The 23493-nt window shown below is 66.8% G+C and carries 23 protein-coding genes; 19 read left to right on the top strand and 4 right to left on the bottom strand.

Features of this window, described 5'->3' with window-relative positions:
* The first annotated feature begins 171 nt into the window (after window positions 1–171).
* From ACP7AX_RS16820 to ACP7AX_RS16750, 15 genes are all read left to right on the top strand, one after another.
* Window positions 172–1053 carry a shikimate dehydrogenase gene (locus tag ACP7AX_RS16820; RefSeq protein ID WP_131683457.1) on the top strand — a complete coding sequence of 294 codons (882 nt, stop codon included), beginning with the start codon at window positions 172–174 and terminating at the stop codon, window positions 1051–1053.
* Window positions 1053–3014: a bifunctional sugar phosphate isomerase/epimerase/4-hydroxyphenylpyruvate dioxygenase family protein gene (locus tag ACP7AX_RS16815; protein ID WP_426228014.1), complete on the top strand. Its 1962-nt coding sequence runs from the start codon at window positions 1053–1055 to the stop codon at window positions 3012–3014. The genes ACP7AX_RS16820 and ACP7AX_RS16815 overlap by 1 nt, the downstream gene beginning before the upstream one ends.
* 69 nt (window positions 3015–3083) lie before the next feature.
* Window positions 3084–3959: a protocatechuate 3,4-dioxygenase subunit beta gene (gene pcaH / locus ACP7AX_RS16810; RefSeq protein WP_131683455.1), complete on the top strand. Its 876-nt coding sequence runs from the start codon at window positions 3084–3086 to the stop codon at window positions 3957–3959.
* Between the two features lie 15 nt (window positions 3960–3974).
* Window positions 3975–4538 carry a protocatechuate 3,4-dioxygenase subunit alpha gene (gene pcaG, locus ACP7AX_RS16805; protein ID WP_426228012.1) on the top strand — a complete coding sequence of 188 codons (564 nt, stop codon included), beginning with the start codon at window positions 3975–3977 and terminating at the stop codon, window positions 4536–4538.
* Window positions 4535–6049 (top strand): lyase family protein, encoded by a 1515-nt coding sequence (locus ACP7AX_RS16800; RefSeq protein ID WP_426228010.1) that lies wholly within the window; start codon window positions 4535–4537, stop codon window positions 6047–6049. The genes pcaG and ACP7AX_RS16800 overlap by 4 nt, the downstream gene beginning before the upstream one ends.
* Window positions 6042–6860 (top strand): alpha/beta fold hydrolase, encoded by an 819-nt coding sequence (locus ACP7AX_RS16795; RefSeq protein WP_426228008.1) that lies wholly within the window; start codon window positions 6042–6044, stop codon window positions 6858–6860. The genes ACP7AX_RS16800 and ACP7AX_RS16795 overlap by 8 nt, the downstream gene beginning before the upstream one ends.
* Window positions 6857–7312 carry a 4-carboxymuconolactone decarboxylase gene (gene pcaC, locus ACP7AX_RS16790; protein ID WP_426228006.1) on the top strand — a complete coding sequence of 152 codons (456 nt, stop codon included), beginning with the start codon at window positions 6857–6859 and terminating at the stop codon, window positions 7310–7312. Before ACP7AX_RS16795 ends, pcaC begins: the two co-directional genes overlap by 4 nt.
* A 2-nt stretch (window positions 7313–7314) precedes the next feature.
* Complete coding sequence (locus ACP7AX_RS16785) at window positions 7315–8529, top strand: thiolase family protein (protein WP_426228004.1); 1215 nt, start codon at window positions 7315–7317, stop codon at window positions 8527–8529.
* 3 nt (window positions 8530–8532) lie between these two features.
* Entirely contained in the window at window positions 8533–9192 is a 660-nt protein-coding gene (locus ACP7AX_RS16780; RefSeq protein ID WP_426228002.1) for a 3-oxoacid CoA-transferase subunit A, read from the top strand.
* Window positions 9193–9194: 2 nt separating this feature from the next.
* Window positions 9195–9863 (top strand): 3-oxoacid CoA-transferase subunit B, encoded by a 669-nt coding sequence (locus ACP7AX_RS16775; protein WP_426228000.1) that lies wholly within the window; start codon window positions 9195–9197, stop codon window positions 9861–9863.
* Between the two features lie 41 nt (window positions 9864–9904).
* Complete coding sequence (locus ACP7AX_RS16770; protein ID WP_426227998.1) at window positions 9905–10717, top strand: IclR family transcriptional regulator domain-containing protein; 813 nt, start codon at window positions 9905–9907, stop codon at window positions 10715–10717.
* A gap of 101 nt (window positions 10718–10818) precedes the next feature.
* Window positions 10819–12033, top strand: coding sequence for a Re/Si-specific NAD(P)(+) transhydrogenase subunit alpha (locus ACP7AX_RS16765; protein WP_426227996.1), 1215 nt, complete (start codon window positions 10819–10821; stop codon window positions 12031–12033).
* Window positions 12033–12374, top strand: a complete 342-nt coding sequence (locus ACP7AX_RS16760; protein ID WP_426227994.1) for an NAD(P) transhydrogenase subunit alpha — start codon at window positions 12033–12035, stop codon at window positions 12372–12374. The genes ACP7AX_RS16765 and ACP7AX_RS16760 overlap by 1 nt, the downstream gene beginning before the upstream one ends.
* Window positions 12371–13744, top strand: a complete 1374-nt coding sequence (locus tag ACP7AX_RS16755) for an NAD(P)(+) transhydrogenase (Re/Si-specific) subunit beta (RefSeq protein WP_426227992.1) — start codon at window positions 12371–12373, stop codon at window positions 13742–13744. Before ACP7AX_RS16760 ends, ACP7AX_RS16755 begins: the two co-directional genes overlap by 4 nt.
* 49 nt (window positions 13745–13793) lie before the next feature.
* A complete protein-coding gene (locus tag ACP7AX_RS16750) occupies window positions 13794–14720 on the top strand; it encodes a diacylglycerol kinase family protein (RefSeq protein WP_131683444.1) in 927 nt (308 codons plus the stop codon).
* 22 nt (window positions 14721–14742) lie between these two features.
* Here ACP7AX_RS16750 and ACP7AX_RS16745 read toward each other — a convergent pair whose 3' ends face one another.
* A complete protein-coding gene (locus ACP7AX_RS16745; RefSeq protein WP_426227990.1) occupies window positions 14743–15594 on the bottom strand; it encodes an ACT domain-containing protein in 852 nt (283 codons plus the stop codon).
* Window positions 15595–15678: 84 nt separating this feature from the next.
* Between ACP7AX_RS16745 and ACP7AX_RS16740 the strand changes: the two genes are divergently transcribed.
* The 3 genes from ACP7AX_RS16740 to ACP7AX_RS16730 all read left to right on the top strand — a co-directional run bounded on the left by ACP7AX_RS16740 (window position 15679) and on the right by ACP7AX_RS16730 (window position 18822).
* Window positions 15679–16731 carry an FUSC family protein gene (locus ACP7AX_RS16740; protein ID WP_426227988.1) on the top strand — a complete coding sequence of 351 codons (1053 nt, stop codon included), beginning with the start codon at window positions 15679–15681 and terminating at the stop codon, window positions 16729–16731.
* Between the two features lie 39 nt (window positions 16732–16770).
* Window positions 16771–17511: an IclR family transcriptional regulator gene (locus tag ACP7AX_RS16735; RefSeq protein WP_426227986.1), complete on the top strand. Its 741-nt coding sequence runs from the start codon at window positions 16771–16773 to the stop codon at window positions 17509–17511.
* A 120-nt stretch (window positions 17512–17631) separates the two neighbouring features.
* The gene (locus ACP7AX_RS16730; protein ID WP_426227984.1) at window positions 17632–18822 is read left to right on the top strand and encodes a 4-hydroxybenzoate 3-monooxygenase; all 1191 of its coding nucleotides are present in this window, start codon (window positions 17632–17634) and stop codon (window positions 18820–18822) included.
* A gap of 9 nt (window positions 18823–18831) precedes the next feature.
* On the opposite strand, the gene ACP7AX_RS16725 is transcribed toward ACP7AX_RS16730, so the two are convergent.
* Window positions 18832–19371 carry a TetR/AcrR family transcriptional regulator gene (locus ACP7AX_RS16725; RefSeq protein WP_426227982.1) on the bottom strand — a complete coding sequence of 180 codons (540 nt, stop codon included), beginning with the start codon at window positions 19369–19371 and terminating at the stop codon, window positions 18832–18834.
* A gap of 56 nt (window positions 19372–19427) precedes the next feature.
* On the opposite strand from ACP7AX_RS16725, the gene ACP7AX_RS16720 reads away from it, so the two are divergent.
* Entirely contained in the window at window positions 19428–20501 is a 1074-nt protein-coding gene (locus ACP7AX_RS16720; protein WP_426227980.1) for an FAD-dependent monooxygenase, read from the top strand.
* 104 nt (window positions 20502–20605) lie between these two features.
* Here ACP7AX_RS16720 and ACP7AX_RS16715 read toward each other — a convergent pair whose 3' ends face one another.
* Complete coding sequence (locus tag ACP7AX_RS16715) at window positions 20606–22426, bottom strand: ABC transporter permease subunit (RefSeq protein WP_131683437.1); 1821 nt, start codon at window positions 22424–22426, stop codon at window positions 20606–20608.
* Entirely contained in the window at window positions 22423–23490 is a 1068-nt protein-coding gene (locus ACP7AX_RS16710; protein ID WP_131683436.1) for an ATP-binding cassette domain-containing protein, read from the bottom strand. The genes ACP7AX_RS16715 and ACP7AX_RS16710 overlap by 4 nt, the downstream gene beginning before the upstream one ends.
* Between the last annotated feature and the right edge of the window lie 3 nt (window positions 23491–23493).

The following is a 23493-nucleotide window of genomic DNA, read 5'->3' as shown; positions in this document are numbered from 1 at the left end:
GCCCCGCCGGCCGGGGACCCGTAGTCAGGCGCCGCCGTCGTCCTTTGTTCTTATCTCGAACAACAGTGCGAGAAGTGAACAAGTGTTGTACTGTAATCCCTATCACCCAGCCCGCCGCGTCCGCCCAGTGCGACGCCGCCCGCCAGGTGCCGTACCAAAGGAGCTGCCCGGATGAGCAATCGAACTGAGTCCTACCTCGTAGGACTGGTCGGCGATGGCGTAATGCCGTCCCTCACCCCGCCCATGCACGAACGCGAAGGTGATGTGCAGGGCCTGCGCTACCTCTACCGCCCCATCGACCTCCTGGAGCTCGGACTGACCGGCGAAGCTGTAGGCGACCTGCTCAAAAGCGCCCGCAGCCTCGGCTTCAACGGCCTGAACATCACCCATCCGTGCAAGCAGCTGGTCCTTCAGCACCTCCACGAGGTTTCCCCGGACGCCCTCAAGCTGGGCGCCGTGAACACCGTGGTGATCGAGGACGGCCGGTTTATTGGCCACAACACAGACTTTTCCGGCTTCGCCTCCGCCCTTGCCTCCGGACTGCCCAACGCCAAGCTTGACCGCGTGGTCCAGCTTGGCGCCGGCGGTGCCGGGTCCGCCGTCGCCTACGCCCTGCTCACGGCAGGCGTGAAGACGCTGGACCTGGTGGACGTCGATCCCGCCCGCGCCGCGGCCCGCGCCGAGGAACTGGCCGGCTTCTTCCCGGGCAGTACCGTCACAGCACGTACGACGGCGGAGCTGCCGCAGCTGATGCCGCTCGCCGACGGTCTGGTGCACTGCACCCCGGTAGGAATGGCCGCCCACCCGGGAACCCCACTGGATCTTGACCTGCTCGAATCGAGGCACTGGGTGGCGGACATTGTCTACCGTCCCATCGAAACCGAACTGGTGTTGACTGCCCGAGCCAGAGGCTGTGATGTCCTGGACGGCGGGCGGATGGCTGTTGGCCAGGCTGCGGATGCTTTCCGCATCTTCACCGGGCTGACGGCCGACGCTGACCGCATGCGCGGCCACTTCCTGGAGCTCGTGGCCGCTGAAGAGGTGGCCGCCTGATGCGCACCGGAATTGCCACCGTCTGCCTCTCCGGCACCCTGAAGGAGAAGATGCAGGCCTGCGCCATCGCGGGCTTTGACGGCATAGAAATCTTCGAGCAGGACCTGGTCACTTCGCCGCTGGCGCCGGAGGACGTCCGGAAAATGGCCGCAGACCTCGGCCTGACCCTGGACCTGTACCAGCCCTTCCGCGATTTCGACAGTGTGGAAGAGGACCTCCTCGCCGCCAACCTGCGCCGGGCCGAAGCCAAATTCAAGCTCATGTCGCGCCTGGGCATGGACACCATCCTGGTCTGCTCCAACGTGGCCACGGCCAGCATCGACAGTGACAGCCTGCGCACCGAACAGCTGGGCCGCCTGGCGGCCCTCGCGGGGGACCACGGGGTCAAGGTGGCCTATGAGGCCCTGGCCTGGGGCAAGTACGTCAGCGATTACGAGCATGCCCACAAGCTGGTGGAAGCCGTGGACCACCCCAACCTGGGCACCTGCCTGGATTCGTTCCACATCCTTTCCCGTAACTGGGACACCGCCCCCATTGAAGCGTTTAGTCCGGAGAAGATCTTCTTCGTTCAGGTTGCCGACGCGCCCAAGCTTTCCATGGATGTACTGTCCTGGAGCCGGCATTACCGGGTGTTCCCGGGCGAGGGCCAGTTTGAGCTGGCCAAGTTCATGGGCCACGTGGTGCGGGCCGGCTACAGCGGACCGGTGTCGCTGGAGATCTTTAACGACGTCTTCCGCCAGTCGGACCTGGAGCGCACGGCCGTTGATGCCATGCGCTCGCTCATCTGGCTCGAGGAACAGAGCGCCAAGTGGCTGGACGCCAACGCCCCGGTCCTGGCAACCGCCGGTGCCGGCAATGATTCCGCGGGCAATGGTTCCGCGGGAAGTGGTGCCGCAGCTCCAAAGGCCGCTGGCCGCCGTCGTTATCCCATGGAACTGGCCACACTGCCGCAGGTTGCCGAGCCGGCGGGGTACAACTTCGCCGAGGTCCGGGCCGCTGACTCGAAAGTCCTCGAAACGGTCCTGGGCCAGCTGGGCTTCGAGTTCAACGGCCGGCACCGCACCAAGGATGTGCAGCTTTGGTCCATGGGCCACGCACGGGTGATCATCAACGAGCAGGCTCCCGCGCACGCCGAGCCGGCCATCGCCGCTTTGGGGTTCGACGTCGAGTCTCCCGTGATTGCCGCCGCCCGGGCCCAACAGCTGAAGGCCCCCGCGGTACCGCGGAAGACACAGGCCAACGAGGAAATTTTCCAGGGCTTCGCAGCCCCGGATTCCACCGAAATTTTCCTGTGCCAGGGCAGCCCCGATGGCACCGCGGCCTGGACACGCGAGTTCGGCGAAGGCCTGGAAGTGCCGCCGCCCGGTGCCACCGCCGTGATTGACCACGTCAACCTGGCCCAGCCCTGGCAGCACTTCGATGAAGCCGTCCTGTTCTACACCAGCGCGCTGGCGCTCGAACCGCAGCCGTTCGCCGAGGTGCCCAGCCCCACCGGGCTGGTGCGCTCGCAGGTCATGCTCACGGTGGACCGTTCGGTGCGGCTGGTGCTGAACCTCGCGCCGCTGATGCAGCAGGACGGCGCCACCGGACCTGGGTCAACCTCCGGGACGGGCGCGCGCCGGACGTACCAGGAACACATCGCCTTCGCCGTGGACGATCTGGTGGCCACCGCGCGGGACTGCAAAGCCCGCGGACTGGAGTTCCTTCAGATTCCGGCCAACTACTACGAGGACCTGGCCGCCCGTTTTGGCCTGGCCCCGGATTTCCTGGCCACGCTGCAGGAGCTGAACCTCCTCTATGACCGCGACGCCGACGGCGAGTTCCTGCACTTCTACACCGCCACCGTGGGCAGCGTGTTCTTCGAAATGGTGGAACGCCGCGGAGCCTACGACGGCTACGGTGCCCCCAACGCGCCCGTGCGGCACGCCGTCCAGTACGACCAACTAAGCCGCACCACCTGAGCCGCACCACCTGACCCGCACTAAACCAGAGCAGAACAGCACCACCGAACAGAACGAGAGGAGCCAGCCGTGACGCAAGAAACCAAAGCCGAGCTTGAGACGGACGAGCTTGTACCCGCTGCCGAACCGAAGGCGGGGCACGCCCCCCTGGACGCAGCAGTGGAGACACAGCAGGATCTCAGTGACGAGATCAATGCCATCAAGGAGGCCTACGCTAAGGCACTGAAGAGCGGCACTCCGGCGGAGATCCAGCCCCGGCTGGACTACCCGCCTTACCGCAGCAGCATCTTGCGGCACCCCACCAAGGACCTGCACCACGCCGATCCGGAGACCATCGAGCTCTACTCGCCGGCGTTCGGCCACCAGGACGTCCACGCCCTGGAATCGGACCTGACCATCCAGCACAACGGCGAGCCGCAGGGCGAGCGGATCATTGTTGCCGGGCGTGTGCTCGACGGCGACGGCCGGCCCGTCGCCGGCCAGCTGGTGGAGATCTGGCAGGCCAATGCTGCCGGCCGCTACATCCACAAGCGCGATCAGCACCCGGCCCCGCTGGACCCCAACTTCACCGGCGTGGGCCGCTGCATCACCGGCCCGGACGGCTCCTACCGTTTCACCACCATCAAGCCCGGCGCCTACCCCTGGAAGAACCACCTGAACGCCTGGCGCCCGGCGCACATCCACTTCTCGCTGTTCGGGACCGAGTTCACCCAGCGCATCATCACCCAGATGTACTTCCCCGGCGACCAGCTCTTCCCGCTGGACCCCATCTACCAGACCATCGTGGACCAGGATGCGCGGGACCGCCTGGTGGCCGATTACGATCACAACCTCACCGAGCCCGAGTGGGCCCTGGGCTACAACTGGGACATCGTCCTGACCGGTTCCAAGCGGACCTGGACCGAGAACGAAGCCCTCGGTACTGCAGGCGACCAGAGCGAATAGGCAGAGGACAGGCACATGAGCAACCAGACCAAACTCACCCCCACGCCCGGCCAGACGGTTGGCCCGTTCTTTGGCTACGCCCTCCCGTACGAAAAGGACCGCGAACTGCTGGCCCCCGGCTCGCCCGGCTCCATCCGCCTGCAGGGCACCGTGTACGACGGCTCCGGCGCCACCGTCCCGGACGCCATCCTGGAAATCTGGCAGCCCGATTCCGACGGCAAAGTAGTGGACCGGACCGGATCGCTGGTCCGTGACGGCTACACCTTCACAGGATTCGGCCGCAGTTCCGTGGGCAACAGCGGCATCTACACGTTCACCACGGTCAACCCCGGACCCACCGAGGAACGCGCGGCACCGTTCATCGCCGTCGCCATCTTTGCCCGCGGCCTGACCAACCGCCTCTTCAGCCGGATCTACCTGCCGGAGAATGAGGAGGCGCTGGCCAAGGACCCGCTGCTGTCCTCGCTGGATCCGGAACGGCGCAAGACCCTGATCGCCCGCCGCGACGCCGACGGCGGACTCACCTGGGACGTCCGGCTGCAGGGTGAGGGCGAAACAGTCTTCCTGGACTTCCAGTGACGGCTGCTGCCCTGGGTCACGGAGCCGACGCTGATGGCGACGCCGGCCTGCTGAGTCCCGTGTCAGCCTCGCCCCTGGTGCGGGTGCTGACGGGGGACCGTGCGGTGCTGGCGGCGATTCTCGCCGTCGAGTCGGGCTGGGCCGCGGTGCTCGAGGCGGCTGATCTGGCACCTGCCGGGTCCGCCGCCGTCGTGGCCTCCGCTGCCGAGGCGGGCCGCTACGACGTGGCAGACATCGCGCTCCGTGCCCAGGGCGGCGGCAATCCCGTGATCCCGCTTCTCGCTGACCTGCGGAAGCAGGTTTCGGCGCTGGATACCGCGGGCATCGGGGCCGGGAAAGCCATCCACACCTCGCTGACCAGCCAGGACGTGCTGGACACTGCCCTCATGCTGCTCGCCCGCAACACCGTTGAGGCGCTGCTCGCGGACCTGAAATGCACGACGACGGCGCTCGCGGCCTTGACGGAGCAGCATGCGGACACGCTGGGGGTGGGCCGCAGCCTGACCCAGCACTCCCTGCCCTTCACCTTTGGACTCCGGGCAGCACAGTGGTTCTACGGTTTGGCCGCGGCGGGACGGCAGCTGGAACGCACGGAGTTCCCGGTGCAGTTCGGCGGTGCGGCAGGTACCTTGGCCGCCGGCACCGTGCTGACCACGGGAGCCGCAAAAGATCCCTTTGACCTCGCTGACGCTCTCGCCGCGCAGTTGGGGCTTGCGTCAGCGCCGGCACCGTGGCACACCAACCGGCTGGCCGTCACGTCCCTGGGTAATGCGCTGGCCACGGTGCTGGACGCCGCCGGCAAGATCGCGGCCGATGTCCTGTTCCTTAGCCGGCCCGAGGTCGCCGAGCTGGCCGAACCACGGGCCGCCGGACGCGGTGTGTCCTCGGCGATGCCGCAGAAACAGAACCCGGTCCTGTCCGTCCTGATCCGCAGTGCCGCCCTCCAGGCGCCGCAGCTGGTGGCCCAGCTGCACCTGGCTGCTGCCAACTTCAACGACGAACGCCCCGACGGTGCCTGGCACACGGAATGGCCGGCCCTCCGCCAGCTCCTGCAGCTTGCCCTGGGCGCAGCAGGCCACCTCCGGGAGCTCGCCGAAGGCCTGCAGGTTTTTCCGGCCGCCATGCGCCGCAACCTGGACCTCGCCAGCCCGCTGCTCCTGGCCGAAGGTGTGGGTGCCGCCGTGGCCCCGCTGCTGGAGGCCAAGGACGGCCGCACCGGCAAGGAGCAGCTCCAGGCTGTGGTGGACCAGACCCTCCAGGTCCCGGCTGCAGAGCAGGCGGGCACGTACCGCCGGCTGCTCCGCGCTGCCGCTCCGGCGGACCGGCTGCCCGATGAACAGCTGGACGAACTGCTGGACCCGGCCAACTACCTCGGCCAGGCGGGCGGCATCTCCCGGCGCATCTTGGCTGCCTACCCGGACTTTGCTGCACCGGCCAAACCTTTTTCAGACCCCGGGTCACCTGTGAACCCCAACCCCAACCCCAACGCGAACGGAGCCAACCGTGGCTAATCCAACCCTGAAGGCAGTCCTGCTTTCGCCCCAGCGACCCCTGGGCGAACGCCCCCTCCTGGTGCTGGGACCCTCGCTGGGCACTTCCTCGATCCTGTGGACCGCAACGGCGTCCCTGCTGGGCAACGACTATGACGTCGTGGCCTGGGACCTTCCCGGCCACGGTGTTTCGCCGGCAGCCACTGAGCCGTTCGACGTCGCCGCGCTGGCGGATTCCGTGGTGGACCTGGTGGACTCGATCGCCCCTGGTGAAGCCTTCCACTACGCCGGTGTTTCGCTCGGCGGAGCCACCGGCCTGCAGCTGGGCATCAAGCACGGCGAACGGCTCAAGAGCCTCTCGGTGCAGTGCTCCGGCGCGAAGATCGGCACCCCCGAAGGCTGGCTGGAGCGCGCCGAGACCGTCCGGAAGCTGGGGACGCCAGTGGTGCTCCAGGGCTCGGCTGAGCGCTGGTTTGCCCCCGGCTTTATGGACCGGGATCCGGAGCTGAGCAGCCGCCTCCTGCACTCGCTGCGCGACGCCGACCGCTTCAGCTACGCCTACTGCTGTGAGGCGCTGGCCGCGTATGACGTCCGGGCCGAACTGGGCAGCATTACCGTCCCCACCCAAGCTGTGGCGGGCGCGGCAGATACTGTTGTGCCGCCGTCGTTCGCTGAAGAGATCGTGGCCGGCATCACCGCCGGCGGCGGCACCGCGAACGCCGTGACACTTGAGGGAGTGGCGCACCTGGCCCCCGCCGAGGCGCCCGCCCATGTGGCGGAACTGCTGCGGAACCTGATCTCCTGGAGCGAATCCCGCGGAGCCGCGAAATGACCTCCCCAGGCGCCGAACGGCACGGCGTGGTCCAGCCGGCGGCCACCAGCAAGGAAATTTACGACGGCGGCATGGTGGTCCGCCGCGAAGTGCTGGGGGATGCGCACGTGGACCGGGCCACCGCCAACATGGACGCCTTCACCGAGGACTTCCAGGACATGATCACCCGGATCGCCTGGGGCGGCATCTGGACCCGCCCCGGCCTGACCCGCCAGATGCGCTCCGCGGTGACCCTTACCGCCATGGTGGCGCACGGCCATTGGGAAGAGCTGGCCATGCACATCCGGGCCGCCCTCACCAACGGGCTGAGCCGGGATGAGATCAAGGAAATCCTGCTCCAGACCGCCATCTACTGCGGGGTTCCGTCGGCGAATACGGCTTTCAAGACAGCGCAACAGGTATTCCATGAAATGGACAACGCCGTCATCGATACAGAAAGAAACGGGCAGTAAAAATGAATCAGGCTTTTGTGTACGACGCTGTGCGCACCCCGTTCGGTAAGTTCGGCTCGGGTTTGGCGGGGGTCCGTCCGGATGATCTGGCCGCGCACGTGATCAAGGAATCCGTTAAGCGGGCGCCGGGGCTGGATCCGGAGCGGATCGACGAGGTGGTGTTCGGCAATGCCAACGGTGCCGGGGAAGAGAACCGGAACATCGCCCGGATGGGCACCCTGCTCGCTGGCCTTCCGGTCTCGATCCCGGGCACCTCGGTGAACCGGCTCTGCGGGTCCTCGCTGGATGCGGCGATCATCGCCTCGCGGCAGATCAACGCCGGGGACGCCGAGCTGATGCTGGTGGGCGGGGCCGAGTCGATGTCACGTGCCCCCTGGGTGCTGCCGAAGACGGAAAAGCCCTACCCGGCAGGTGACCTGACCCTGGCCTCCACCACGCTGGGCTGGCGGCTGGTGAACAAGGCCATGCCGGCGGAGTGGACGATTTCCCTGGGTGAGGCCACCGAGCGGTTGCGGGAGAAGTACGGGGTGACCCGGGAGCAGCAGGACGGGTTCGCGGCGGACTCGCACAACCTTTCGGCCGCGGCGTGGGACGAGGGGTTCTACGACAACCTCGTCACCCCGGTCCCGGGCACTGACCTGGTCCGCGACGAAGGGATCCGCGCCGGGTCCTCGGCGGAGAAGCTGGCCGGGTTGAAGACGGTGTTCCGGGCCGAGAACGGCACGGTGACCGCGGGGAACGCCTCCCCGCTCTCCGACGGCGCCTCGGCGGCGTGGATCGGCTCCGAAAACGCCGCCGGGATCCTGGGCCTGGAACCGCTGGCCCGCATCGCGGGCCGGGGCGCGCACGCCAACGATCCGCAGTTCTTCGGCTACGCCCCGGTGGAGGCGGCGAACAAGGCCCTCGCGAAGGCGGGCATCGGCTGGGACCAGGTGGGCGCCGTCGAACTTAACGAGGCGTTCGCCGCGCAGTCCCTGGCGTGCATCAACGCCTGGGGCATCGACCCCGCAATTGTGAACCGGCACGGCGGGGCGATCGCAATGGGCCACCCGCTGGGCGCGTCCGGGACCCGGATCCTGGGCACCCTCGCCCGCTCACTGCAGGCCTCGGGGGAGCGCTGGGGCGTCGCCGCGATCTGCATCGGCGTCGGCCAGGGCCTCGCCGTCGTGCTTGAAAATGTGACCGCCGCCCCGGCGGCAGAACCAGTGAAGGGCTGAGCAATGCTGACATTTGTAGACACCGTCAACGAGGCCGTCGCCGGCATCAAGGACGGTTCCACCGTGATGATCGGCGGGTTCGGCAACGCCGGGCAGCCGTTCGAACTGATCGACGCCCTGATGGACTGCGGCGCCAAGGACCTGACCGTGGTGAACAACAACGCCGGCCAGGGTGACCAGGGCCTCGCGCTGCTGATCAAGGAAGGCCGAGTGAAGAAGATGATCTGCTCCTTCCCGCGGCAGTCTGATTCCTGGCACTTCGACGCCAAGTACAAGGCCGGTGAAATCGAACTGGAGCTGGTGCCGCAGGGCAACCTGGCCGAGCGGATCCGTGCTGCCGGCGCGGGCATCGGCGGCTTCTTTACGCCTACCGGTTACGGAACCATGCTGGCCGAAGGCAAGGAAACCCGGATCATCGACGGCCGAGGCCAGGTCTTCGAGACCCCCATCCGCGCCGACGTCGCTCTGATTAAGGCGCTGAAGGCCGACGGCGTGGGGAACCTCGTTTACCGCAAAACGGCCCGGAACTTCGGCCCCATCATGGCCGCCGCCGCCAAGCACACGGTGGTCCAGGTGTCCGAGATTGTCCCCACCGGAGGCCTCGACCCGGAAAACGTGGTCACCCCCGGAATCTACGTCAACAGCATCGTGAAGGTGGCCTGACCATGAGCATCCAGACCAGCATCCAGACCTCTGATAAGCCCCTGGGCCGCGACGAACTCGCCGAACTCGTGGCGCGGGACATCGCCCCGGGCTCGTTCGTGAACCTCGGCATCGGCCAGCCCACCCTGGTCTCCAACTACCTCAAGCCGGAGCAGAACATCACGCTCCACACCGAGAACGGCATGCTGGGCATGGGCCCGGAAGCCAAGGGTGACCAGATCGACGGCGACCTCATCAACGCCGGCAAGATCCCCGTCACCGAACTCCCGGGTGCCTCCTACTTCCACCACGCCGACTCGTTCGCGATCATGCGTGGTGGCCACCTGGACATCTGCGTACTCGGCGCGTTCCAGGTCTCCGCTACGGGCGACCTCGCCAACTGGCACACCGGGGCCCCGGACGCTATCCCAGCCGTGGGCGGTGCCATGGACCTGGCCACCGGCGCCAAGGACGTGTTCGTGATGATGACGCTCCTGACCCGCGAAGGTGCGTCCAAGATCGTGGAATCCTGCACCTACCCGCTCACCGGGGTGGGCTGCGTGACCCGCGTGTATACGGACAAGGCAGTGTTCCTGACGGGTCCGGACGGCGTCACGGTCCGCGAAACGTTCGGCTGCACCTTCGAGGAGCTCCAGGAACTCGTTCCGGTCCCGCTCAAAGCAGCAACGTAGCAGCGTTCCCAGGCCCCGCCGCGCCAGTAGGATTGGTAACCATGACCGACGCACGCCAAGAGATGCTGGCCGCCCCGCAGGCGAGTGATCAGTACGTGCAGTCGCTGGCGCGCGGCCTGGCCGTGATCCGTGCGTTCGACACCGAACACCCCGTGATGACCCTCACGGAGGTCGCTGTCCGGACAAACCTGACCAGGGCCACGGCGCGGCGTTTCCTGCATACGCTCGTTGAGCTCGGCTATGTCCGCACCGACGGCAAGACCTTCGCGCTCACAGCCATGGTCCTGCAGCTGGGCTACGCCTACCTTTCGGGGCTGTCCCTGCCACAGCTTGCCATGCCGCACCTGGAGGAACTGTCCCTGAAACTGGGGGAGTCCACCTCCGCTGCGGTGCTGGACGGCACTGACATCGCCTACATTGCGCGGGTGACCACGCGCCGAATCATGAACGTCGGGATCACGGTGGGCACGCGCTTCCCGGCGTATGCCACGTCCATGGGCCGGGTCCTGCTTGCGGCCCTTCCGCCGGCCGGCCTCAAGGCCTACCTTGCGGCGACGGACATCAAAGCCCTGACTCCGCGGGGGCTGGGCAGCGTCCCGGAACTGCTGGCCGTGCTGGAAGTTGTCCGGGGGCAGGGCTGGTGCCTGGTGGACCAGGAGCTCGAGCTGGGGCTGATGTCCGTTGCCGCCCCGGTGTACCACGGGCCCACCAAGGTGGTGGCCGCCGTCAACGTTTCGCTGCAGGCCCAGTCGGTGGCCGCCCAGCCGGACCGGGACGCCTACCTCGCCTCTGTGGCTGAGGAAATTGTGGCGACAGCCAAGCTGATCTCCGCGGACCTGACCGCCCGCGGCTAGGTACTGCTTCCCACAAAACTTCGATTCTCCGGGAACTGATGCCACTTCACTCGGCTGGGTCATAGACTCTAGCCAACTACGTCCGTGAGGGGAGTTGGCCGGTGAAACTGGGCATACCGCGGGAACGTCATGAGGGTGAGCTCCGGGTGGCCGCCACCCCGGAAACCGTCAGGCAGCTGGCGGGGCTGGGCCTTGAAGTCATCGTCGAGTCCATGGCCGGTGCCCCCGCAGGCTACCCGGACCATGATTACGCGGAAGCCGGTTGCCAGCTGGTCCAGGCTTTGGACCTGCCTGAACTTGATGTCCTGGCCCATGTCCGCCCCCTGGAACCCGCGGCGGCGAAGGCCCTGAAAAGCGGCGCCGTCACCGTGGGCATGGCCTCGCCGTCGTCCGAGCTGGCCACCGTGCAGGCACTCGCGGAAGCGGGGGTCACGTCCTTCGCCCTGGAACTGGTGCCCCGCATCTCCCGCGCACAGTCCATGGATGCGCTCAGTTCCCAGGCCCTGGTGGCCGGCTACCGCAGCGTCCTGGAAGCGGCCATCCGGCTGCCGAGGTTCTTCCCGCTGTTCATGACGGCCGCGGGAACGGTTCCGCCGGCCCGGGTGCTGGTGCTCGGCGCGGGAGTGGCCGGCCTCCAGGCCATCGGCACCGCGAAACGGTTGGGTGCCCGCGTGTCCGCCAACGACATCCGGCCGGCCTCCGCGGACGAGGTCGCCTCGATGGGCGGGACTTTCGTCAAGCTGGACCTGGAAACTGCCGAAGCATCGGGAGGCTACGCCCGCGAGCTCAGTGCCGATCGCGGCGCCCTCCAGCGTGAGCTGCTCGCCCCGCATGTGGCCCAGTCCGACGTCCTCATTACGACGGCGGCTGTCCCCGGCAGGCGCGCCCCCCTCCTTGTTTCCCGCCAAATGGTGCAGGCAATGCGCCCAGGTTCAGTCGTCGTCGACCTCGCCGCCGAATCCGGCGGGAACGTGGAAGGCTCCGTTCCCGGCGAGGACATCCTGGTTCCCACTGCCGACGGCCATGGCCATGTCACCCTGGTGGGGCTGAAGGATGCCCCGTCCGCGCTGGCCTCGGACGCATCCCGCCTCTACGCCAAAAACGTCGCCAACCTGCTGGCCCTGATGACCCGGGACGGTGTTGTTGCCCCCGATTTCGACGACGACGTCATAGCGGGTGCGTGCCTCACCCACGACGGCGCGGTGCGGCATCTGCCCACGGCGGAAGCTCTCGCGGCGCTCATCCCGGCCCCGCCGGCTCACGCACCCCATGTACCGGACCACGCACCCAGCGTGCAGGACAGGGGTGAGCGCTGATGGACGGCATGAGCCTGCTGACGGTCACCGTGCTGGCGGTGTTTGTGGGCTTCGAAGTGGTCTCCAAAGTCTCCAGCACCCTGCACACACCCCTTATGTCCGGAGCCAACGCCATCCACGGCATCATCCTGGTGGGCGCCATCATTGTGGCCGGCCAGGCGGCGGACCCGTGGGTCCTCGCGGTGGCGCTGCTCGCCGTGGTCCTGGCCACGGCGAACCTGGTGGGCGGGTTTGTGGTCACGGACCGGATGCTGCACATGTTCCATGCCCGCAAAGAGACCACTGCCCGCAAAGATAGCCCCGGGCCAAAAGAGCTGCCGGCGAAAGGGGAGGGGAAATGACCCTCCTCGATCCGGTCTGGACCTCGCTCCTCTACCTTGCCGCCGCGGTGTTCTTCATCCTGGCGCTGCGAGGCCTGAGCTCTCCGCGGACGGCACGGCGCGGCAACCTGATCGGTGCCTTCGGGGCGCTGCTCGCCGTGGTTACAGTGTTCCTTTCCGCGCGGCTGGACAACATTCCCTGGATCATCGGCGCAATCGCGGTGGGCACCGCCGTCGCCGCCCCGGTGGCCCGGCGCGTCAAGATGACGCAGATGCCCCAGCTGGTGGCGCTCTTCAACGGGGTGGGCGGCGGCGCCGCAGCCCTGGTGGCACTGCTCGAACTCAGCCACACCGGCGACCCCTGGGTGCGGCTCGCCATCGTCTTCACCCTCCTGGTGGGTGCAGTGTCCTTTGCCGGCTCGGGGGTCACCTTCGCCAAACTCCAGGAGCTGATGACCACCCGGCCGGTCGTGTTCCCAGGGCTCCCCGTGGTCATGGCGGCGGTACTGCTCGCTGCAGTGGGCACCGGCGTGGCTGTGGTCCTGACCGGCTCGCTGCCCCTTGCCGTGCTGCTCATGGTGCTGGGGCTCGCTGCCGGTGCGCTGCTGGTGCTGCCGGTTGGCGGCGCGGACGTGCCCATCGTCATCTCGCTGCTGAACGCATTCACGGGCCTGGCCGTCGCGGCGTCCGGCGTGGTGCTCGGCAACGTGCTCCTGGTGGTGGCGGGCACCCTGGTGGGGGCCTCCGGTACCATCCTGACCCGGGCGATGGCCGCCGCCATGGGCCGCAGCGTGGCAGGGATCCTGTTCGGCGCCTTCAAGGGAGGGTCGACGGCGGGATCCACCGTTGTGAGTGAACGTCCCGTCAGATCCTCCAGCGCGGAGGACGTAGCCGTGCTCCTGGGGTACGCCCAGCGGGTGATCATCGTGCCGGGCTACGGCCTGGCCGTGGCGCAGGGACAGCACACCGCGGCCGAACTGGCGCTGGCCCTGGAGGCCCGCGGCATTGTGGTGGACTTCGCCATCCACCCTGTGGCCGGCCGGATGCCCGGGCACATGAACGTGCTCCTGGCCGAGGCCAATGTGCCGTATGAATCGCTCAAGGAAATGGGCGAGATCAACTCCGAGTTCCGCACCGCGGACGTGGCGCTGGTGGTGGGCGCCAACGATGTGGTGAATCCCGCCGCCAAGACCTCCTCAGGCTCACCCATCTACGGCATGCCCATCCTCGAAGTGGCGGAGGCCCGCCAGGTGATCTTCCTGAAGCGCTCCATGCGGCCAGGGTTTGCCGGAATCGAGAACGATCTTCTCTATGAGCCGCAGACCTCCCTGCTTTTCGGCGACGCCAAGGATTCCCTGGCCAAGGTCCTCGGCGCCGTTAAGGCGCTGTAGCAAAGTACGCTTGCTCCTAGGCCCACCTCTCCGTCAGCGAAGGACCACCATGTCAGATACGAGCTCCACTTCCCCCAAGCGCGCAGCCGTCATCATTAACCCCGCCAAGCCGGTGGACATCGACGTGCGCGGCCTGATGGCCAAGCACTCCGAGAACAACGGCTGGGGCGAGCCCATCTGGCTGGAGACCACCAAGGATGACCCGGGCGTTGGCCAGGCGAAGGAGGCTCTCGAGCAGGGGGCCGACGTCGTTATTGCGGCCGGCGGGGACGGCACCGTGCGGTGCGTCGCCGAGGTGCTCGCCGGCACCGGCATCCCGATGGGGCTGCTGCCGCTGGGCACCGGAAACCTGCTGGCCCGCAACCTCGGCATGGATGTCACCGATATCGAGGGTGCCATGGTGGGTGCCCTGACCGGCTGGGAGCGCAAAATCGACGTCGTCCGGGCGGTCCGGAGCAACCCGGACAAGGAGCAGGTGTTCCTGGTCATGGCAGGGGTGGGGTACGACGCCACCATCATGGCCGACACCAACGAGGACCTCAAGGACAAGGTGGGCTGGCTGGCCTACGTTGACGCCGGCATCCGGAACCTGCCCGGCAAGCCCGTGAAGGCCACCATCATTGTGGACGGCAAGGACGTGGTCCACCGCGGTGTCCGCAGCGTGATGGTGGGAAACTGCGGCAAGGTCCAGGGCAACCTGGAGATCTTCCCCGACGCCAAGGTGGACGACGGCCTTCTGGATGTGGTGGTCCTCGCGCCGAAGGGGAAGCTTGGCTGGTTCTCCGTGATTGCCGGCATGATCGGCAAGGGCAAGGGCCCGGACACCTCGGTTGAATACTTCCAGGGCAAATCCGTGGAGATCAGGTTGGAGCGCAACGACGACTACCAGCTGGACGGCGACCACGAGGGCGAGGGCAAACACGTGGTCATGACCATGGATCCCGAGGCCCTGACCATCCGGATGGCGGCCAACTAACGTTTGGCACCACGCCCTGGGTTCACTGAGCTGCGGCCGCCGGCTGGTGCGAAAGGATTTCCGCGAGCTCGGCGAGCCGGTGGGCGCGGGCTGATTCAGCCGGCGTGAACGGCTCGCCGGGACGGGCAAAGGTGATGGGCCCGTGCCAGGCGGTGGGGATCTTCAGGCGCGTGCCGGCGTCGTACTTTTCCAGCGCGGCCTCTGCAGGGGTGAGGATCCGGGCCCGGAGCAGCTCGGCCACTGCCAGCGGGAGTTCGTCCGGGGCCCCGGCGATCCGCGCGGCGAGGCTCAAAGCCTTGGTCTGTCCGTCCGCCATGGCAAGCGCCGTGGTGGGCCAGACCTGGCAACGCGAGCCGCCGGCGTCGTGCAGTGCCTCCAGCAGCTGGCGTTCACTGAGGTTCCCCGGAGCGGAGAGCACAAACTCATCCAGCACCCCACCGGGCACCGGGTGGACGTGGATGCTCAGGATGTTGGTGTCCAGGCGGGCCAGAGCCTGGGTGACCCTGTGCAGGGAGCCGGGTGTGTCCTGCATGACCGTGCGGGCGCGCCACAGGGCCGGTGCGGTGCCCATTTTCCTGCGGAGCTTCAGCGCAGGTGCATGCAGCCAGCCACGCAGGATGCGGGCCGCGGAGGGTTCCGCCACCCAGATCACCAGCGCGGTTGCCGTGAGCGTGAGCACCAGGACTTTCGCCACGTACGGGAGGTGGGTTTCCACCACCAGGGCGTGGACCAGCAGTTCGATCGGGAGCATCACCGCGATGTTGGCGAGCGTCAGGCGGGTCTTGGTGGGTTCGGGCATAAGGCCGCAGACTTCGCAGCTCAGGTCGGCGGCAGGGTTCGTGGCAGCAGGCTTCTTATCCCCAGAGTCCTTCATGTCATCAGCGTCACAGGACGGTGTTTCAGGGGTGTTGCCCTGCTGTTCCGATCGTGCGAAAGGTCCAGGCCATAGGATCACAAGGTGAAGTTCCTCGCTGAAATGTTCAGCATTGCTCCCGGCAACAAGGACCACCATCCTGCGCTGCGCTGCGCCGTGGGAGTGTTTGTGCCCCTGATCACCCTGGTGCTGCTGGGCCGGCTGGATCTGGCCATCTTCGCGTCGTTCGGCGCTTTCACCGGGATCTACGGGCGCGGCGAACCCCATGGCACCCGTTTCGTGCTGCAGCTCCGGGCGGGCCTGCTGATGCTCCTGGTCATACTCCTGGCGGCCCTCGCGGCCCGGCTGGGCGGCGCCTGGGGCTTGGATGCCATGGCTGCCACCTGGTTCCTGGTCCTGGCCACGACCGTGGTGGCAGGCGGCTGCTCCCTGGCGATCTCCCTGCTCCGGCTCCGGCCAGCCGGCTCACTGTTCCACATCTTCGCGTTCGCAGCCATCGCCTCCATCCCCAACCAGCCACCCCTGGGGGAGGGAATGCTGGTTGCCCTACTCACCACAGCGCTTTCCCTGCTGATCGGCTTCTCGTCACGGATTCTTCCCAGCCGCCGCACACCCTGGGTGCGGCCGCCGCCCATCCGGCGCCCGCCTGGCGAAAGGCGCGCCGCCTGGCTGGAAGGCCTCGGCTACCTCGTCGCTGCCGGTGTGGCAGGCTCGCTGGCCACCTTGGCGGGGCAGTGGCTGGGATTCGGCCACAACTACTGGGCCATGGTGGCTGCCGTGGTGCCCCTGGTGGGGCACACCACCCGGCACCGGATCCGCCGCGGCATCCAGAGAATCATCGGGACAGTGCTGGGGCTCGTGGTGCTGGCCGCCATCCTGCTGCTCGGCCTGGAACCCTGGCAGACAGTGCTGGTGATGGCGCTGTGCCAGTTCGGGGCGGAGATGTTCATCATCCGGCAGTACTTGCTGGCGCAGGTCTTCATCACGCCCCTGGCCCTGATCTCCACTCTCTTGGTGGTGCCGTCCTCACCTGCGGTCCTGCTCAGGGACAGGATCATTGAGACGGTGATCGGCGCAGCTGTGGGGGTTGGTGTGGTGCTCGCTCCTGCGGCCTGGCGGCGGCTGCGAGGGCTGTAGTCTGGAAGCAGATTGCACCATTGAACGGAAGAAGCAGCCATGGCCAATTCGACGTCCGGCGATTCTGTGGTGGACCGGGTGGTCCGGGTGATCTCCGCTTTCCCCGAGGGCGTGAGCAGCCTCCAGCTCTCCGAGCTCGCCGCCCGTTCAGGCCTGCCCCTCACCAGCGCGCACCGCATCGTGCGGCAGCTGTCAGCCCATGGGCTGTTGGAAACTGGCGACGGCGGTAATGTCCGGCTCGGCCTGCGGCTCTGGGAACTGGTGAACCGGAATTCGCCCACCCTGGCTCTGCGGCAAGCCGCCCTTCCCTTTATGGAGGACATCCAGCAGGTACTCAACCAGAACGTAAACCTGGCAGTGCTTGATGGCTGGGAGGCGCTGTTCGTGGAGCGGATGTCCCGCCGCGGATCCGTGGCCAACCGGGCAAAAGTTGCAGGAAGGATGCCGGTTCATGTGTCCTCGGCCGGGCTTGCGCTGATGGCGCATCAGGAGAAACCGCTGCAGGCGGAGTACCTCAAGCAGTTCACTGATCCGGCCGGAAAGCTCACACCGGACGCCGTCAGGCTGCTGCTCGCCGAGACCGCCCACCAGGGCTTCGCGCAGTTGGCCGGCGTCGTGGATCCGGACACGTGGGGCATTGCCGTCCCCGTCCTGGACGGAAGGCAGCGCGCAGTGGCGGCCCTCGGCGTCGTGGTTCCTTTGCAGGAGATGCGCTTGCAGGCGTTGGTTCCGGCCCTGCAGACCGCGGCGCGTGGCATCGCACGGCAGTTCACCGACTGAAGAGTCCTTCCATTCAACGGAAGCGCTCTAGGGGAGTGGGGGCAGGCGGCGGACACTGGTAGCAGGACGCACCCACCGACTCCTGCCGGGCAGGAGTCCCGCAACGAAGCGAGACAAGTCATGGCTCCACGCAAAGTCATCACCACCCAAGTCGCCATCATGGGCGCCGGCCCTGCAGGGCTGATGCTTTCCCACCTGCTGGCAAAATCAGGCATCGAGTCCACCGTGATCGAGGTCCGCAGCCACAAGGAAATCTCTGAGACCGTCCGCGCCGGCATCCTGGAGCACGGCACCGTCAACATGCTGGTGGAAAGCGGCGCGTCAGACCGGGTGCTCCGCGACGGTGACCGGCACGACGGCATCGAGCTGCGCTTCAACGGCGAAAGCCACCGCATCGACTTCAAGGAACTCGTGGGGGAGTCCGTGTGGCTCTACCCGCAGACGGACGTCTTCCTGGACCTCGCCGCCCGGCGGAAGGCCGACGGCGGCGATGTCCGCTACAGCGTCACCGACACCACTGTGCATGATCTGGAAGGCAAGCCCAAAGTCTGGTTCACGGATGCTGAGGGCGTGGAGTTCGAGATCCAGGCGGATTTCCTGGTGGGCGCTGACGGCTCCCGCAGCCACTGCCGTTTCCAGATCCCGGAAGCGAACCGCAAGTGGTACTTCCATGAATACCCGTTCGCCTGGTTCGGCATCCTGGCCGAGGCCCCGCGCAGCTCCGATGAGCTGATCTATGCCAACTCGGACAACGGCTTCGCCCTCATCAGCCAGCGCACAGAGACCGTGCAGCGGATGTACTTCCAGTGCGATCCCAAGGAGAACGTGGCCGAATGGGACGATGACCGGATTTGGGCGGAATTCCGCGGCCGGGTCAACGGCAACGGGTTCGAGCTCAAGGAGGGCCCGGTCATCGACAAGATGGTGCTGCCGTTCCGCAGCTTTGTGCACACCCCGATGCGCTACGGGAACCTGTTCCTCGCCGGCGACGCCGCCCACACGGTTCCGCCCACCGGCGCGAAGGGCCTGAACCTGGCCATCCATGACGTCAAGGTCCTGTTCGAAGGGCTGGATTCCTTCTACGGCAACGGCTCCACCGCGCTGCTGGACTCCTTCAGTGACCGTGCGCTGGAACGGGTGTGGAAGGCCCAGCAGTTCTCGTACTGGATGACCACCATGCTGCACACCCCCACCGACGCGGACGACTTCTCCCGCGCCCGCCAGCTCGGCGAACTGAACTCCGTGGTCTCATCGAAGCACGGCATGGCCTACCTGGCCGAGGCCTACACGGGCTGGCCCGGGGCGCAGTAGGCCCAGAGTTTACGGTCCCAGCAGCCGCCGGATCGCGTTGGCCACTGCGGCCTGGTCCGGCTGTTCGGCGCGCCGGGCGGTCAGCAGGTGGAGCAGCAGGCCGTCGCCGTAGTCGGCCAGATCGCGGGCGCGTGCATGTGCATCGGGGACGCCCAGGCCGGCGAGGGCCTGCTCCAGGCCGCCCACCAGCCGGTAGTGCCCTGCCGTTACGGCCTCGGGGCGGTCCAGCGAGAGGGCCAGGCGGGCACGCGTAAGGGGGGCGTGCTGCTGGAGGAAGGTCATGACCAGGGCGGCCAGCTGTTCGGCAATTTCCGCGGTGTCCTGTGGGGGTCCGGTGGGGCCCAGCCGTTGCAGCAGTTCGACGTCCAGCTCCTCCAGCCGGTCCAGTACAGCGTCCACCAGGCTTGCGCGGTTCCGGTAGTAGTTGGACGTGGTCCCCTCCGGAAGCTGCGCCGCGGCGTCCACGGAGCGGTGGGTGAGGCCCTTCATTCCTTTGTCCGCCACGACTGATAATGCGTTATCGATGAGTTGCGTCCGGCGGTCAGGCATGTGCCAAGTCTAGATGGGATCTTCCGTTTCACTACAAAAGTAGTAAAATCATGCCCATGGAATCGATCTCGATCATTGGCGGCGGTATCGCCGGCCTCGCCCTTGCTGCTTGCCTGGACCCTGACCGCTTCGAAGTGACCGTCACCGAGAAGCGGCCCGAACTGCCGGTGGTGGGAACGGTGCTGGCCATGTGGCCGAACGCCCAGCGCGCACTGGAAACGGTGGGTATCCTCGACGACGTCAGGCGGTGCAGCCCGGCCATCAGCAGCGGGGCCCTCCGGGATGCTGCAGGGACTCCGTGGGTAAGTTTCGACGACGAGAATGTGGTGGGTGTCTCCCGGATTGACCTGCTGCGCCTGCTTGACGCCGCGGTCCCGGACTCAGTCCGCCGGATCACCAAACGGGTGGACACGGTTCCGTCCGGAGCGGAACTTCCGTCCGGACCAGAGCTTGTGGTGGGTGCGGACGGCGTGCACAGCGCCGTGCGCCGCAGCGTCTGGGGCCCACATACGGGCGCCAGGCTCACGCCGTACCTCGCGGTGCGCGGTGTCGTCCCGGTACCCGTCAATCCTGACCATGTGGGGGAGTACTGGGGGCGTGGGGACCTGTTCGGGATCGGCCCCATCGCCACCGGGACCCTGTGGTTCGCAGGCTACCGTTCCGGACTTGGGCCCACCGGCATCGACGTCGCGTCAACCCTCGAGGAGGTCCGGCTGCGCTTCGCAGGGCACGGGCCGGCTATCCGGCAGGTCCTCGCCGGGGCCACCCCCGAACTCTCGCTGGCCCAGCGGATCTGGAGAACTCCTCTGCTGCGGTCCTACGTCCGCGGCAACGCCGTCCTGATCGGCGACGCCGCTCATGCCATGACGCCCAACCTTGGCCGCGGCGCCTGTGAATCGCTGGTGGACGCCGTCACGCTGGCGGGCCTGCTCAATACCCGGCCCCGCGCAGAGGCGCTGCGCACCTACGACCGCTCCCGCCGGCTCCGCACCCAGGGCATGAGCCTGGCATCTTCGGCCGTAGGAAGGGTGGCTCTCGCCGAGGCTGCCCAGCCGTTACGGGACCGGCTCCTGGCCGTGGCCGGACGGCGGAAGGCGCGCGCCGCCGTCGTAAGTGGTTCCAGCCGGTAATCAGGTACCCGGTAGTCAGCCACCAGGCAGTCAGCCACCCGGTAATCAGCCACCCGGTAGTCAACCGCCCGGTAGCAAGTGCGAAGGGATCAGCGCACCGGGACTCAGCGCACCGGCGCGGCCGGCTCCTTGCCGCCGGGGACGCCGCCCGGAACTTCAGCCAGGGCTGGCCCCGGAAGAGTGGGGGCCACCGCCGCTCCGGCCCGCTTCCCCGAGGTGCCGCGCCGGCTGGAGCGGCCGTAGACCAGGTACATGGTCACGCCGGTGATCACCATGAGCAGGACGGTGTAGACGAAGGTGTTGGCCACGCCCTGAACGCCTTCAGCGCCATCGGTGTTTGCCTTGATCACCAGGCCCAGCGGCTGGACGAGGGGGTGCGCCAGGAAGATGGCGGTGTCGTAGTCGTCCAGCATGCTGTTGAAGTTCAGGGCAGTGATGGCGGCGGCGGCGGGCAGGACCAGCGGGAGCAGGATGCGCCGGAAGACGTACAGCGTTTTGGCGCCCATGATCGCAGCAGCTTCCTCAAGGGAGGAGTTGACCGAGGCGAAAGAGGCTTTGAGCATCCGCAGCGTGAAGGGAATCTTGACCGTCACGAAGGCAATCAGCAGGATCACCGTGGTCCCGGTGAGGACGGCGCCGCCCACGAGGGGATTCGGGTGGTCATAGCTGAGGATCAGGCCCAGGGCCAGCAGCGCGGACGGAAGGACCCAGGGGATGTGCAGCAGGTATTCGAACACCGTGCTGACCCAGTTCTTGTACTTCTGCAGCAGTCGGGCCACAAAGAGGAGCCCGCCCACGGCGATGACCGCAGCCAGCGCGCTGTAGACAACGCTGACGATGAACGGCCGGAGGCCCGACGGCTGGGTCAGGACATGGATGTAGTTGTCCAGGGTCAGGCTGCCGAAGGAGATCTGCCCGGTCTGGATGGCAGCGCCGTCAGCAAAGGAGTAGAGCACGATCAGGACCACCGGAAGGGTGTAGATCGCGAACAGCAGGTAGGCCAGGATATGGACGGCGGCGTTCGCTGCCGGGCTGGTGATCTGCTGTTTTTGCAGCGCGGAGGACACCTTGGACACCGAGAAGTAGGTGCCGCCCTTCTCCAGCCGGGACATGACCGCAAGCATCAGGATCGTGGCCACACCCAGGATGACGGCCAGCAGGGCGGCCAGGTCCCGTGATGTGGGGCTGTTGGTGAACGTCAGGATCATGGGGGTGATGGTCTGGAAGTCGCGCCCGCCCAGCACCTGGGGAGCGCTCAAAGCACCCAGGCCGGTCAGGAAGGACAGAATGGTCACCGCGAACAAGGTGGGTTTGAGCATCGGCAGCACAATCCGGCGCAGAATGGTCCACGTTGAGGCGCCCAGGTTTTTGGCCGCCTCGATGGTCTGGTAGTCCACGCCTTTGAGCGCATTGGCCACGAACAGCATGTGGTTGGTGGTGGTGGCGAACGTCATCACCACCAGGACGGCGAAGAACCCCGAGAACCAGGCCGGATCCATCCCGGGAAAGACCTTCACCAGGAGCGAGGTGACAATTCCCTTGTCCCCGTAGATGAACTTGTAGCCCGCGGCCAGCACAATGCCGCCGTAGATGAATGTCGAGGCGTAGCCCAGGAACAGGATCCTCGATCCGCGGATCTTGAAGTAATGCGTGACCAGCACAATGAAGATGCCCACCACATTGACGGTGATGGACAGTGCCACTGCCAGGAGGAAGCTGTTGCCCAGGGACTTCATGGCCCGCTGCGAAGAGAACAGTTTCTCTGCCGCGCGGCCGGAAAAGTTGCCGTCCGGAAAGAACGTGACCATCAGGACGTTCAGGTTGGGCCACACCAGGAAAGCGGTGATGAACCACGTGAGGATCACGCCCACGATCAGCACGAACGGGGAGCGGAGCATGGCCTTGGTGGAGGACGGGGCGCTCATGGCAGGGCCACTGGTTCGCCCTGCCTGTCCAGGGCCAGCCCGGTGTCCCGGTCATACTGCAGGATGTGGTTGGGCTGGACATAGACGGTGGTGTCCGTGCCGGGCTCCGGCTGCACACCGCCGTCCTCTTTGACGAGCAGCCGGATCTCCGCCCCGTGGCTGCGGACCAGATAGCGGCTGTGGAGGCCGTGGTAGGTCCGTGAGAGCACCTGCCCGGAAAGTCCGACGGCGGCGCCTCCGTCCGCCGGCGGGGTCAGGGAGGCTTTTTCCACCCGGAGGTAGGAATTGGCTCCGGTGCTGAGTTCCTCACCGGAGGCCCTGCTGACCTCCGCTACGAACTCCGGCGTGAGGGCGGAGCTGTCACCAATAAAGTTGCAGACAAATTCGGTGGCCGCATTGTCGTAGATGTCCTGCGGTGTTCCGATCTGCTCTACCTTGCCCTTGTTGAAGACAGCCACCCGGTCGCTCATGGCCAGGGCCTCATCCTGGTCATGGGTGACGTAGACCGTGGTGATCCCGAACTCGCTCTGCAGGTCCTTGAGCTGTTGCCGCAGCTGGTGCCTGAGCTTCGCATCAAGGTTGGACAGCGGCTCATCGAGCAGCAGGATCTTGGGCTTGAGCACCAGGGCGCGGGCCACAGCCACGCGCTGCTGCTGCCCACCCGAAAGCTCGGCCACGTTCTTGTGCAGCTGTTCATCGCTAAGTTCCACCCGGTGCGCGATATCGCGCACCAGGCGGTCGCTCTCAGCTGACTTTTCCTTCCGCACCCGGAGGCCGAACGCGATGTTTTCCCAGACACTCATGCTGGGGAACAGGGCATAGTTCTGGAACACCATGCCCACCTGGCGTTTGTCGCTGGGCAGCTTCGTCACGTTCTTCCCGTCCACCTGGACAGTTCCCTTGGAGGGCTCAATGAACCCTGCCAGGGTCCGCAGCGCCGTTGTTTTGCCACACCCGCTCGGGCCGAGCAGGGTGAAGAACTCCCCGGGTTTGACGTGCAGGTCAAGGTTGGGAATGGCAATGAAATCACCAAAGGAAACTTCGATGTTGTCCAAGCGGATCATGGC

It is taken from the genome of Pseudarthrobacter sp. DSP2-3-2b1 (genome assembly GCF_049895945.1).
GTDB lineage: Bacteria > Actinomycetota > Actinomycetes > Actinomycetales > Micrococcaceae > Arthrobacter.
The sequence above is the reverse complement of the archived record's forward strand: the minus strand, read 5'-3'. Positions and strand labels throughout refer to the sequence as shown.

Coding starts and splice junctions, on each gene's coding strand:
- ACP7AX_RS16725 (WP_426227982.1), bottom strand. CDS start 19,371: ATGCCTGACCGCCGGACGCAACTCATCGATAACGCATTATCAGTCGTG.
- ACP7AX_RS16770 (WP_426227998.1), top strand. CDS start 9,905: ATGACCGACGCACGCCAAGAGATGCTGGCCGCCCCGCAGGCGAGTGAT.
- ACP7AX_RS16715 (WP_131683437.1), bottom strand. CDS start 22,426: ATGAGCGCCCCGTCCTCCACCAAGGCCATGCTCCGCTCCCCGTTCGTG.
- ACP7AX_RS16735 (WP_426227986.1), top strand. CDS start 16,771: ATGGCCAATTCGACGTCCGGCGATTCTGTGGTGGACCGGGTGGTCCGG.
- ACP7AX_RS16760 (WP_426227994.1), top strand. CDS start 12,033: ATGGACGGCATGAGCCTGCTGACGGTCACCGTGCTGGCGGTGTTTGTG.
- pcaG (WP_426228012.1), top strand. CDS start 3,975: ATGAGCAACCAGACCAAACTCACCCCCACGCCCGGCCAGACGGTTGGC.
- ACP7AX_RS16785 (WP_426228004.1), top strand. CDS start 7,315: ATGAATCAGGCTTTTGTGTACGACGCTGTGCGCACCCCGTTCGGTAAG.
- ACP7AX_RS16815 (WP_426228014.1), top strand. CDS start 1,053: ATGCGCACCGGAATTGCCACCGTCTGCCTCTCCGGCACCCTGAAGGAG.
- ACP7AX_RS16720 (WP_426227980.1), top strand. CDS start 19,428: ATGGAATCGATCTCGATCATTGGCGGCGGTATCGCCGGCCTCGCCCTT.
- ACP7AX_RS16780 (WP_426228002.1), top strand. CDS start 8,533: ATGCTGACATTTGTAGACACCGTCAACGAGGCCGTCGCCGGCATCAAG.
- ACP7AX_RS16710 (WP_131683436.1), bottom strand. CDS start 23,490: ATGATCCGCTTGGACAACATCGAAGTTTCCTTTGGTGATTTCATTGCC.
- pcaC (WP_426228006.1), top strand. CDS start 6,857: ATGACCTCCCCAGGCGCCGAACGGCACGGCGTGGTCCAGCCGGCGGCC.
- ACP7AX_RS16750 (WP_131683444.1), top strand. CDS start 13,794: ATGTCAGATACGAGCTCCACTTCCCCCAAGCGCGCAGCCGTCATCATT.
- ACP7AX_RS16745 (WP_426227990.1), bottom strand. CDS start 15,594: ATGAAGGACTCTGGGGATAAGAAGCCTGCTGCCACGAACCCTGCCGCC.
- ACP7AX_RS16755 (WP_426227992.1), top strand. CDS start 12,371: ATGACCCTCCTCGATCCGGTCTGGACCTCGCTCCTCTACCTTGCCGCC.
- ACP7AX_RS16775 (WP_426228000.1), top strand. CDS start 9,195: ATGAGCATCCAGACCAGCATCCAGACCTCTGATAAGCCCCTGGGCCGC.
- ACP7AX_RS16730 (WP_426227984.1), top strand. CDS start 17,632: ATGGCTCCACGCAAAGTCATCACCACCCAAGTCGCCATCATGGGCGCC.
- ACP7AX_RS16820 (WP_131683457.1), top strand. CDS start 172: ATGAGCAATCGAACTGAGTCCTACCTCGTAGGACTGGTCGGCGATGGC.